Raw genomic sequence first — 10,870 nt, 5'->3', positions numbered from 1 at the left:
GATCCAGTCACGACGCCGCCGCCCTCAGCCCCCTGTCTTTGCCAGACCGGCTTCCACTGGCCGCGATGCAGATAGCCGGCGAGTTCATAGCCGAGCAGCATGTCGGAATGTTCGGTCTGGAAGGCGCCGCCGACCAGGATGTGCGTCGACTGGCCGGAGCGGATGCGCGCGGCTGCTGTCTCGACGGCGGCGACACCGGCACCTTCCTCGCCCATGAAGGTTCTGGATGAGCCGGTCACCTTGTGGACGATGGAGATGTTGCCGGCGAGCAGATTGGAAAGCTGCGCCAGGAACAGTGTCGGCCGCAATTCGGTGGTCAATTTCTCGTTGATCAGCACATCGCGGTCGTTGCGGCTTTCCGACGCGGCGAGAATGGCGGCATCGACCGCCTCGTCGCGTTCGCCGCCGCCCGCGGCCACGACCATGTCCATGGTCGTGCAGAGTTCGTCATTGCCCTTGATGCCGGCGTCGTCCAGCGCCAGGCCTGCGGCATAGGTGCCGAGCCTCTGCCAGGTTTCCATCTGGCGCTGATCGCCACGTTTGGCGATCTGCAGGTTCCAGTCGATCTCCGGCAATGGATGAACGGTATAGGGTGCAAAGCGCGCCGCTTCGAGCACCGGTTCCAGCCCCGGCTGCACGAGCTTTTGCCAATGGGCGTCCGGACCTTCCCCCAGCGAGGAGACAAGGCCGATACCTGATATGACGACGTCGCGGGGGCTGCTCATGTGCGGCTTTGTGGGTCAGGCGGCAGAGCGCGTCAAGATCGAACGCTCAACCGATGTCAGGCGGTCTTGGCGGCAACCAGCGCGTCGATCTTGGCGCACAGGTTCTTCATGACGAAGTAATCGTCCGTCGAAGCCTTGCCGTCATTGACCTCCTGGGTCCACTTTTCCAGTGGCACCTTGATGCCGAATTCCTTGTCGATGGCAAAGACGATGTCGAGGAAATCGAGGCTGTCGATGCCGAGATCGTCGATCGTGTGGCTCTCGGGCGTAATCGTGTCGATATCGATCTCGCTGGTGTCGGCAATGATCTTGGCGACTTTGTCGAACGTGGTGGACAAGGGCTTTTCCTTCGGTTGCGGGCGGAATCTGTCCGCATCTTGTTTGGGCGCTGTCTAATCGGTTTTTCCCGGCAGGAAAAGGCCTGATGCGCCGGGCGCAGATGGGTAGGGCATCCAGGAAACGCAAGAAGGGCCGCCGGTTTACCCGGCGGCCCTTCTGTTGACGTCACGTCAGCCTTTGTTTCGATGCAGGTCGTTTTTCCAAAACCGGAACCACTTTGGGCGACATGCATCAGCTGTCGCGGAGCTTGACCAGATCGTTCAGCAGCCCGCCGGTTCCGTTGTGGACGGTCAGCCGCTCGACCTTGCCGGCGATGGTTTCCAGAGCCTCGAGCTCCTTCAACCGCAGCATCACCGGGTTTTCCGCCATCACCCTGGCCGTGTTGAGGAGGGAACGCGTCGCGTTCGTCTCCTCGCGGCGACGGATGATGTTGGCCTCGGCCTGCTTTTCGGCCGACACCACCTGGTTGAGGATCTCGCGCATCTCGCCCGGCAGGATGACATCCTTGAGCGCGATATCGCTGACCTCCACCCCGATCTCGGCCATATCGGCGCGGACCTTGCCAGCGGCCTCTTCGTCGATCGTCACCTTCTTTTCAAGGATCTGATCGAGTGTCAGCGCGCCAAGGGTCTTGCGGAAGGCGTACTGCAGGGCGCGGTAAAGGGCTTCGGAGAAGTCCTTCACCATGCTCACCGCCTTGACAGGATCGACGACCCGGTATTCGGCCGCGATGTTGACGCGGATCGTCACGCGATCCTTGGTCAGCACTTCCTGCCCGGCAACGTCGAGCGACTGGCGCTTGAGGTCGACGACCTTGATCTGCACCATGCGTCCGACGTTCCAGAAGCCATGCACGCCCGCCGTCAGCGTCCTGACCAGAACACCGTCGATGAACAGCAGTCCGGCCTGACCGTCGACGACCGGATGGACGGACATCAATTCCGCCTTCCGGGCCTGGCCGAGCCGGCGCATGACCGCCGCATCGATGGCGAGATCGACTGATGTGTCGATCAGCGTCACCTTCCACGGGCCGGCATCCGTCCACAGCACCAGCTTGCGGTCCGGCGCCAGCACGGCGTGCAGATTGCCGTCGCGCTCGATGATGGCGACATCCGTGCGCCCGGTGCGAACGACGGTGAAATGACGCGCGGCCACATCCGGGAGCTTGTCGAACAACGCCTTCTCGTATGCCGAAACGAATTCCGGGTTCTTCAGATCGTGCCGGGACACTTCGAGGCTGCCGCGCCGGTTGGCGAGCCAGTGCTCGCCCGGCAGCAGGACAGTCTTGATTTCCCCCTTGTGGAGGGTGAGGGCACGTTCGTTTTCCTTTACGAGGACGCGCTCGCGCCCAAGAACCTTGTCGAGAATTGTCATTGTCTTACTCCTGTCGGGCATGGCCCCATGCGAGGCGTCAAGTCATGCGTCGATCGTTCCTTTCGTTTCTCGTTTCACGTCGTCTCTTGCGTCACAGCCCGGGCACGAATGATCCGGGGACTGGTGGCATCAATCCGTGGCGGGCCTTCGGGAGCGGATCGCGGGGCAGTGAAGCGGGCGCCGGAGGCCTTGGCCTCCCTTGCCGGCGACGCTGCGCCTTGATCGTCACCGCGGGCCTGGCCGCGAGCCGATGGCGAAAGACGCTTGGGATGATCCGCGCCCGAGGGCTTGGGCCATCCGTCCAGTCTTTCGCATTCCAGTCCCCGGACCGTTTTTCGGATGGCTTTTCAGGCCAATGGAGAAGGAATCGAACCTTCGACAGTCAGATTAACAATCTGATGCTCTAACCAAACTGAGCTATCCGTGGTGCAGATGAAGGGAATTGAACCCCCGACCTCCGGACCCAAATCCGGCGCTCTCCCGCTGAGCTACATCCGCGATCCCAATCCCCAAAGCAGCGCCGTATACAGGGCGGCAAAGCCGCCTGCACGGGCGGAGGCGAAAGCTCCAACCGTTGTGCTCACTTCGGTTCTCGTGACCGGGAGCGCGCCTATAGCCCCTGCGACGGGTTGTCGCAAGCGGCATTGTCGTGGCGGATTTGCGGCTTCTTGCGGCGGTGGCATTTAGGCAACACCGCTTTCGACGTCAGCGATCGCGCGCAGGGCGCTCAGAAGGTGACGCGGCCGAGCACGCGCAGGCCATCGCCCTGCGGCTCCACGACCACGGCCTCGCCTTCGCGCGGTGAGATGCCGGTCAGCGCCACGATGTCTTCCAGATGGGTAACCATGACCAGATTGTCGGAGCCGGAATAGGCGCGGATTTCTTTGAGGATCGCCGCGATCTGCGCGGCTTTCTGCGCCTCGTCGCCCTTCAGGAGATCGAGCGGAGCAAACAGCTCCGGCTCGGCCTCGAAGGCGATGCGGGCAGTGTCGAGGCAGCGGCAATAGCGGCTGGACAGCACACGCTCGATCGGTGCCGCACGGGCGGCAAACAGAGCGCCGATCTTGCTCGCCTGCTGCTTGCCACGCGCCGACAGGTTCATCTGGGTGGCACAACTGTCGATGTCGAAATTGGCCGGGTCGGTGGTGCCGGTGACCATGGCATGGCGCAGCAGCACGACATGTCCGCCATCGCGCAGCAGCGCCCAGCCTGCATCCGTGGCGTGGGCTACGCCGGGAATAAGAAACAGGAACAACGCCAAGGCAAATCGAATCATCCGCTATCCTTCTCCGGTTCCCGGCAATGGGTTCCGGTGACGGGACATATAGGGACGGTAAAGCCAGCCGAAAGACAAGGCGCGGTCGGCGGGATGCGTAGACCTACTTCTTCGCCATCTGCTTCTTCACCAGATCGATCTTCTGGTCGGTGAGCGGGATGGGGATCGTGTAGCCGGCTTCGGTAAAGCCCTGCTTGGCGTTCTCGAAGAATTCGATCGCCTTTTGATATTCGGCCTTGCCCCCGCCATAGCTGGCTCGGTTCCAGCTGACGTCACCGAGATTGTTCTGCGCGAAGGCCCATTGCATGGGCAGGCCTTCCCTCGAGAATACCTTCAGCGTCGCCGTGAAGGCGGCCTCGGCGTCACCGAGATATTTGCCGGTGCGTTCGAGATTTCCGAGGTTGAGCAGGCTCATGCCGATGCCGTTCTGGGCGTTGGCCCAGTCGACCGGTGCCGCGTCGACGGTGAGTACTTCGAGGGCTGCCCGGCGGGCCGCTATGGACTCAAGCAGGGTCCTGGAGTCGGCATTGCTCATGCTCAGCCAGTGCAGCGTCGAGCCGAGGCCGGCCTGGGCTAGCGCCCATTGGCGGGGATTCGTCTCGCGCTTGTACTCGCGCAACGCATCGCGGTAGGCGGCAATGGCTTCACCATAATGTTCCGGCTTGTCGGTCACGCCGCCCAGAAGCTGCAGCGTGTTGCCGAGATTGTAGTGGCTCATTGCCCAATCGCGAGGGAATTTCCGTCTGACATAGACCTGCCGGGTCGCCCGGAAGGCGCTCGCCGACTGCTCCAGCTTGGCCGCGTCGCGGGTGCGCTGGCCAAGCGTCTGGTAGATCGAACCGAGATTGTTCTGCGCCGACGCCCAGTCCATCGGGAAACGCTGCCGGGTAAAGACCGTCAGTGCGTCATCATAGGCGGCCGCGGCCTCTTCAAGCGCGCCGGTGCCCATATCGAAGCGGGCGACGCCGCTCAGCGCGTTGCCGAGGTTGAGCCTGCTGGTCGCCCATGAGACGGGGAAGGTCTCACGGGTTCGCACCTCGAGCGCGGCACGGAACGCGTCGGCCGCTTCGTTTATCTTCGCCTTGTCGTTGAGCTGAATGCCGAGCGACACCAGCGTGTTGCCGAGATTGTTCTCGACCATCGCCCATTCCACCGGCGCCGTTTCGCGTGTGTATTCCTCAAGTGCCAGCCGGTAGGCCGCCTCGGCTTGCGTCAGATGTTCGCCGGCGGCCTCGCGCTCGGAAAGCGCATAGAGCGCCAGGCCGAGATTGTTCTGCGAAGCGGCCCACTCGAGCGGCACTTTTTCGCGTGGGCGTTTCTGGAGCGTCGCGCGCATCGCCACAACCGCCTCGTTCAGGCGCTTCGGGTCGCTCTCGCGCTCGCCGATCTTCAACAGCACATTGGCCAGATTGTTCTGCGCGGCGGCCCAGTTGAGGTCGTCCTTCTCGCGCTCGAACACGACAAGGGAATCGCGAAAGATCCGGGCTGCCTCTTCAAGGCGCGCGGTCTCCGTCTCGCGCTCGCCGATGGTCTGCAGCACCACCGCCATGTTGTTGCGGGTGATGGCCCAGTCGCGATTCTGTTCGCCATTGGGGATGAAGTTCAGGATGGTGCGATAGGCCTCAATGGCGTGCTGCAGCGCATCGAGGTCGCCGGTGGCGTAGCCGTAGGCGTTGAGCGCCTCGGCTTCCTGGTTCTTGTAGTTCCAGCGCAGCTTGTCGTCCCATTTTCCGGCCAGCGAAAACGCCTTGGCATAGTCGCCGGCAGCGGATTTGTAATCGAAGACCAGCCCCGAGGCATCGGCGCGCCTGGCATAGATCGCGGCGTCGGCAAGACGCTTCTGCTTGACGAGATCCTCGGCTTGATCGACCGCATCGTTGGTCTGCTCGACCCGGCCGACCGCATCGTCGAGGAATTTGCGCGCCGTCACGATGGCGCCCTGGCCGATCGCCTTGTCGGCGGAAGCGACAAGCCGTTTGATCTCCGGATCGTCGGTGCGCAGTGCTGCACGCTCGGACATCATCTTCTTCAGGCGCTCGGCCTGGGCGTCGAGCACCTTTTGCAGGTCGGTCGGGTCTTCGGGGATCTTTTCCGTGCCGAGCGCCTTCAGCACGCCATAAAGCGCGTCGAGCGGCACGCCTTCCTGCAGCGAGGCCAGTTCCACCTGCGCCCGTTTCGGGTCGGGCAGGCCGGAAATCGTCAGCAGGAGCTGGCGCCTTTCGCCTGTGATCAGTCCGTCGTCGCCGGTCGGCTCCACTGGTGCGACGCCGAAATAGAGCAGCCGGCGCAGGCTTTCATTGATCCAGGGACGCTGCTTCGCTTTTGTGTCGAGATAGACCTCCTCGGTCACCATGCGCATGACCGAGCCGAATTCGGTGCCCTTCATCGCCGCGAGGTGGCGCAGCAGGGCGGACGCGTAAGGGCTGTTTTCGCCGGCGGCGCCATCAAGTGCAGGATGACCCGGTTCTGCGGCAAAGCCGACCACTGTACCCAGGCTCGCGTCGGCCGCCGGTGCATTGCCGAGCGCCTTGGCGCCGCGCACCGGCTCCAACCCGCCGGCGCCTATGGGCGAGGCGGAAGCGGTCGGTGAGCGCCGTACCATGGCATCCGCGGGGAATGGATTGGTGCGGCAGGCATCGAGCAGCATGATCGTCACCGGCACTGTCTTTTTCAATGCCTCCATGACGGCCGATATCGGCACAAGGCTGGTGCCGGCATCCTTCAGCGACGGGACGTCGGCATCGACCGGAACCAGATAGTTTTCGCCGCCGGCCTCGATGCCATGACCGGAGTAGTAGATGAAGGCGACATCGGCGCCGTCGGCATCTTCGGTGAACCGCTCCAGGTCGCGCTTCAGCTTGGTGGCGTCGCGGTCGGTGACGCTGCGGGCGTCGAAGCCAAGGTCGGTCAGCATCTTGGCCATGTCGCGGGCGTCGTTGGCGGGGTTGGGCAGGGCGGCGATGTGCAGGTAATTCGACTGGCCGATGATCAGCGCCACGCCCTTAAGGCTTTTCGTCTCGGCAACTGCAAGCGCGGTCGCGGCAAGGCAAAGCAGTGCGGCGACGATAGCCGTCAGCCATGCCCGCCGCAAACGACTAAGGTTCGAGAGTCCGACAAAAGCCATTTGTCGTTCGTGTCCGCCCTGATGATCCAACCCTCTATAACGCTGCCAGCCGACGATGATCAAATTCAGGCGCGATTGCGTCGCGGTCGTGGCTCGCCTATCACGGGAAATTCGCCCGTCACGGTAAAAATGTCTCCGCTCACCGAAACCGTCCTTTTCGTCTTCAGCCTTGTCGCGCTCGGCTATCTCGCCGGGTTTACCGGCTATTTGAAGCCAGCGAGCGGCGAGGGGATATCGGAATTTGCCATCAACGTGGCGATGCCGCTGCTTCTGTTCCAGACAATGGTGAAGTCCGATTTCCACGGCGTGGCGCCATGGTCGCTGTGGGGCGCCTATTTCGCCGCGGTCGCCATCACTTGGGCCGCCGGCCATCTGGTCACCACCCGTATCTTCGGCAGGGATGCCCGCGCCGGCGTCGTCGGCGGGGTTTCGTCCGCCTTTTCCAATATCGTGCTGCTCGGCGTTCCCTTCATTCTTGGCATCTTCGGCCCGAGCGGCTTCGAAGTGCTGTCGCTGCTGGTCTCCGTGCATCTGCCGATCATGCTGATGGCCTCGATCGTGTTGTTCGAAGTCTTCGGCCGCGGCAGCGGCGAACCCGTGCATCCCTTGCGCGTTATCCGTAGCTTCCTCAGGCGGCTTTTCATGAATCCGTTGATCATCGGCATTCTGGCAGGCCTTGCATGGCGCATCACGGGTGCGCCGCTGCCTGATGTCGCCATGCGCCTGGTCGATGCGCTGGCCGATACGGCCGGTCCGGTGGCGCTGTTTGCCATGGGGCTCAGCCTGCGCCGCTTCGGCATTTCGGGCAATGTCAGGCCGGCGTTGGTGCTTTCGGTGCTGAAGCTGTTCCTGATGCCAGCGCTGGTCCTGGTCTTCGTCTGGCTGCTCGGCTTGCCGCCCTTGACGGCCAAGGTGGCGGTGATGGTGGCCGCGATGCCATCCGGCGTCAATTCCTATCTGATCGCGGTGCAGTTCAACACCGGCCAGGCGTTGGCGTCGAACCAGATGACCATCGCCACGGCCTGCGCCGCCGTCACCACCGCTTTCTGGCTGACTGTTGTCTTGCACGTTTTCGGGTAAGGCATCGGGGTAAGCACGTCGCCTGCTCTCGTCTCGCTGTGGCCCAAGCCCTATATGCCATCTTGCGATTGCTTGCGGGCCTTGCCCTCGGTAAAGAGCAGTGGCTCCGGCGTGCCGGCTTCAGTCCATGGCGCACGCTCACCGAAGATTTCACAGACCGGCCCGTCAGGGCGCTGAACGGAGGATAGACCATGCTTCAGAAAACCAGCCATTTCATGCGGCAGGCCAATCTCATCAACGGCGAGTGGGTGCAGGCCGACAGCGGCCAGACGGTCGACGTCAACAATCCGGCCACCGGTCTCAAGATCGGCACCGTGCCGAAGTCGGGCAAGGCCGAGACGCGCCGCGCCATCGAGGCCGCCGCCGTCGCCTTCAAGTCGTGGCGCAAGACCACCGCGCTCGAGCGCTCGAAGCTGCTGCGCAAGCTGCATGACGCGATGATGGACAATCAGGACGTGCTGGCCGAACTGCTGACCATCGAGCAGGGCAAGTCGCTGTTCGAATCGAAGGGCGAGATTGGCTCCGCCGCCGCCTATATCCTGTGGTTCGCCGAGGAAGGCCGCCGCACCTATGGCGATGTCGTGCCCTCACCATGGGCGGACCGCCGCATCCTGGTGACCAAGGAGCCGGTCGGCGTCATTGCCGCCATCACGCCATGGAATTTCCCGTCCTCGATGCTGGCTCGCAAACTCGGCCCGGCGCTCGCCGCCGGCTGCACCGCGGTGGTCAAGCCGGCGTCGCAGACGCCGTATTCGGGTCTCGCCTGGGGCGCGCTCGCCGAGGAAGTCGGCTTCCCCAAGGGCGTCGTCAACATCCTGACCGGTTCGGCCAGCGAGATCGGCGACGAGATCTGCGCCAATCCGCTGGTGTCGAAGATCACCTTCACCGGATCGACCGAAGTCGGCAAGCTTCTCATCCAGAAGTCGTCGGTCACCGTCAAGAAGGTATCGATGGAGCTCGGCGGCAACGCGCCGTTCATCGTTTTCGACGACGCCGACCTCGAGCGCGCGGTCGCCGGTGCGATCACCGCCAAGTACCGCAATTCCGGCCAGACCTGCGTTTGCACCAACCGCTTCCTGGTTCAGGCCGGTGTCTATGACAAGTTCGTCGAGAAGCTCGCTGCCGCCAGCAACGGGCTGAAGGTCGGCTCCGGCCTCGAGGACGGCGTGCAGCAGGGACCGCTGATTGACGAGAAGGCGGTCGAAAAGGTCGAGGAACTGATCGCCGACGCCACATCCAAGGGCGGCAAGATAGTCGCCGGCGGCAAGCGCCATGCGCTCGGCGGTTCGTTCTTCCAGCCGACGGTCATCGCCAACGCGACACCCAAGATGCGCTTCATGAAGGAAGAGATCTTCGGCCCGGTCGCACCGGTGTTCAAGTTCGAGACCGAAGAGGAAGCCGTCGCCCTCGCCAACGACACCGAATTCGGCCTCGCCTGCTACTTCTATACGGGCGATCTCGGCCGCGCCTTCCGTGTGATGGAAGGGCTGAAATACGGCATGGTCGGCGTCAATGAAGGCCTCATCACTACGCCGGAAGCGCCGTTCGGCGGCGTCAAGGAATCCGGCCTCGGCAAGGAAGGCGGACATCAGGGCATCGAGGATTACCTCGACACCAAATATGTCTGCATCGGCGGCCTCGGCCTCTGATAGGCTATCCCTGAGATGAGCAGGCCGATAGCCTGCCCATCTCTCGTGGGAAAACCAGCCGAAGTCTTCTGGATCAACTGGCATTTACGGGCATGGCGATGAAGGACGGCGAGGTTTTCGGCACGACGCAGGCTGGCGAGCAGGTGCGTCGCTTCACGATCAGGGGCGGCGGCATCACAGCCAACATCATCGGTCTGGGCGCGATCATCCAGGATCTGCGCCTGACCGGGCACGATGCTCCGCTGGTGCTCGGCTATGACAGCCTGGAAGGCTACGAGACGGATACGGCGTTCTTCGGTGCTGTCGTTGGCCGCTACGCCAACCGCATCCGTGACGGCCGCTTCACCATTGGCGGCAGCCGCTACCAGACCGAGCAAAACTTCCTCGACAAGCATACGCTGCATGGCGGCTCGCAAGGTTACTCCCACCGGCCGTGGACGGTTTCCTTGCATGGCAGGGATTTCGTCACGCTGACCCTGCACGATCCCGACGGCGCGATGGGTTTTCCCGGCGCGCTTGATGTCACCTGCACCTACCGGTTGAAGATCCCCGGCACGCTTAGCGTCGAGCTGACAGCCACCTGTGAGGAGCCGACGCTGTGCAATCTCACCCAGCATTCCTACTTCAACCTGGACGATGGCGGCGCCGGAGACATTCTCGACCACAGGATGATGTTGAATGCCGGCGCCTATCTGCCGGTCGATGGCGACATGATCCCGACCGGGGTGGTCAAGCCGGTTGACGGCACGCCGTTCGATTTCCGCCAGGCGCGGCCGTTGCGCATGGAGACCGAGGGCGAACAGCTGCCCTACGACCAGAATTTCTGCCTCGCTTCGACACGCGGGCCGCTCAAACAGGCGGCGTGGACGCAAGGCGCCAGTTCCGGTGTCGAGATGGAGGTCTGGACCACTGAGCCCGGCGTCCAGCTCTATACCGGTCAGTATGTGACGCCGCGCACCGGGCTGGAAGGGCGGAACTACAAGGCCTTTTGCGGTTTCTGCCTCGAGCCGCAGATTTGGCCGGATGCGCCGAACCGGCCCTATTTCCCGCAGGCGACGCTGTGGCCGGGCGCGATCTACCACCACGTCACGGAATACAGATTCCGGCTACCTTAGCCTTCGAACGCCGCCCGCAGCGTCTCGAACGGCGCCAGTGCGCCACGTACCTGCACTACGGCGGCGGCGACACGATGGGCATGGCGTGCGGCTTCCAGCGGTTCGTGACCGGCAAGTCGAGCCGCAAGATAGCCGCCGTTGAAGGAATCGCCGGCGCCCGTCGTATCAGCGGGAGCCGCGACATGGAT

General features: G+C 63.2%; 9 protein-coding genes and 2 tRNA genes. 3 read left to right on the top strand and 8 right to left on the bottom strand.

Annotated features, from left to right (window positions below):
• From EN964_RS12145 to EN964_RS12115, 7 genes are all read right to left on the bottom strand, one after another.
• A partial coding sequence (locus EN964_RS12145; protein WP_127276396.1) for a beta-ketoacyl-ACP synthase occupies window positions 1-725 on the bottom strand: 725 nt, incomplete at its 3' end.
• A gap of 56 nt (window positions 726-781) precedes the next feature.
• A complete protein-coding gene (locus EN964_RS12140) occupies window positions 782-1,063 on the bottom strand; it encodes an acyl carrier protein (RefSeq protein ID WP_010909964.1) in 282 nt (93 codons plus the stop codon).
• Window positions 1,064-1,295: 232 nt separating this feature from the next.
• Entirely contained in the window at window positions 1,296-2,438 is a 1,143-nt protein-coding gene (locus EN964_RS12135; protein ID WP_023812260.1) for a slipin family protein, read from the bottom strand.
• A 352-nt stretch (window positions 2,439-2,790) separates the two neighbouring features.
• Window positions 2,791-2,860: transfer RNA gene (locus EN964_RS12130), tRNA-Asn, on the bottom strand.
• Between the two features lie 2 nt (window positions 2,861-2,862).
• A tRNA-OTHER gene (locus EN964_RS12125) sits at window positions 2,863-2,936 on the bottom strand.
• 229 nt (window positions 2,937-3,165) lie between these two features.
• Window positions 3,166-3,714: a histidine phosphatase family protein gene (locus EN964_RS12120; protein WP_127267431.1), complete on the bottom strand. Its 549-nt coding sequence runs from the start codon at window positions 3,712-3,714 to the stop codon at window positions 3,166-3,168.
• Between the two features lie 103 nt (window positions 3,715-3,817).
• A complete protein-coding gene (locus EN964_RS12115; protein ID WP_127267430.1) occupies window positions 3,818-6,838 on the bottom strand; it encodes a caspase domain-containing protein in 3,021 nt (1,006 codons plus the stop codon).
• 129 nt (window positions 6,839-6,967) lie between these two features.
• Here EN964_RS12115 and EN964_RS12110 point away from each other — a divergent pair, with 129 nt between their 5' ends.
• The 3 genes from EN964_RS12110 to EN964_RS12100 all read left to right on the top strand — a co-directional run bounded on the left by EN964_RS12110 (window position 6,968) and on the right by EN964_RS12100 (window position 10,682).
• The gene (locus tag EN964_RS12110) at window positions 6,968-7,918 is read left to right on the top strand and encodes an AEC family transporter (protein ID WP_027039038.1); all 951 of its coding nucleotides are present in this window, start codon (window positions 6,968-6,970) and stop codon (window positions 7,916-7,918) included.
• Window positions 7,919-8,109: 191 nt separating this feature from the next.
• Entirely contained in the window at window positions 8,110-9,567 is a 1,458-nt protein-coding gene (locus EN964_RS12105; protein ID WP_127267428.1) for an NAD-dependent succinate-semialdehyde dehydrogenase, read from the top strand.
• A gap of 92 nt (window positions 9,568-9,659) precedes the next feature.
• Window positions 9,660-10,682: an aldose epimerase family protein gene (locus EN964_RS12100; protein ID WP_127267427.1), complete on the top strand. Its 1,023-nt coding sequence runs from the start codon at window positions 9,660-9,662 to the stop codon at window positions 10,680-10,682.
• On the opposite strand, the gene EN964_RS12095 is transcribed toward EN964_RS12100, so the two are convergent.
• Window positions 10,679-10,870 (bottom strand): PfkB family carbohydrate kinase (locus tag EN964_RS12095; protein WP_245490647.1); only part of this gene is annotated, 192 nt, incomplete at its 5' end. The genes EN964_RS12100 and EN964_RS12095 overlap by 4 nt on opposite strands.

Origin of the sequence: Mesorhizobium sp. M7A.F.Ca.CA.001.10.2.1, assembly GCF_003998575.1 — a bacterium.
In the GTDB taxonomy this organism is placed as follows: Bacteria; Pseudomonadota; Alphaproteobacteria; order Rhizobiales; family Rhizobiaceae; genus Mesorhizobium.
The sequence above is the reverse complement of the archived record's forward strand: the minus strand, read 5'-3'. Positions and strand labels throughout refer to the sequence as shown.

Coding starts and splice junctions, on each gene's coding strand:
- EN964_RS12115 (WP_127267430.1), bottom strand. CDS start 6,838: ATGGCTTTTGTCGGACTCTCGAACCTTAGTCGTTTGCGGCGGGCATGG.
- EN964_RS12120 (WP_127267431.1), bottom strand. CDS start 3,714: ATGATTCGATTTGCCTTGGCGTTGTTCCTGTTTCTTATTCCCGGCGTA.
- EN964_RS12135 (WP_023812260.1), bottom strand. CDS start 2,438: ATGACAATTCTCGACAAGGTTCTTGGGCGCGAGCGCGTCCTCGTAAAG.
- EN964_RS12110 (WP_027039038.1), top strand. CDS start 6,968: ATGTCTCCGCTCACCGAAACCGTCCTTTTCGTCTTCAGCCTTGTCGCG.
- EN964_RS12105 (WP_127267428.1), top strand. CDS start 8,110: ATGCTTCAGAAAACCAGCCATTTCATGCGGCAGGCCAATCTCATCAAC.
- EN964_RS12100 (WP_127267427.1), top strand. CDS start 9,660: ATGGCGATGAAGGACGGCGAGGTTTTCGGCACGACGCAGGCTGGCGAG.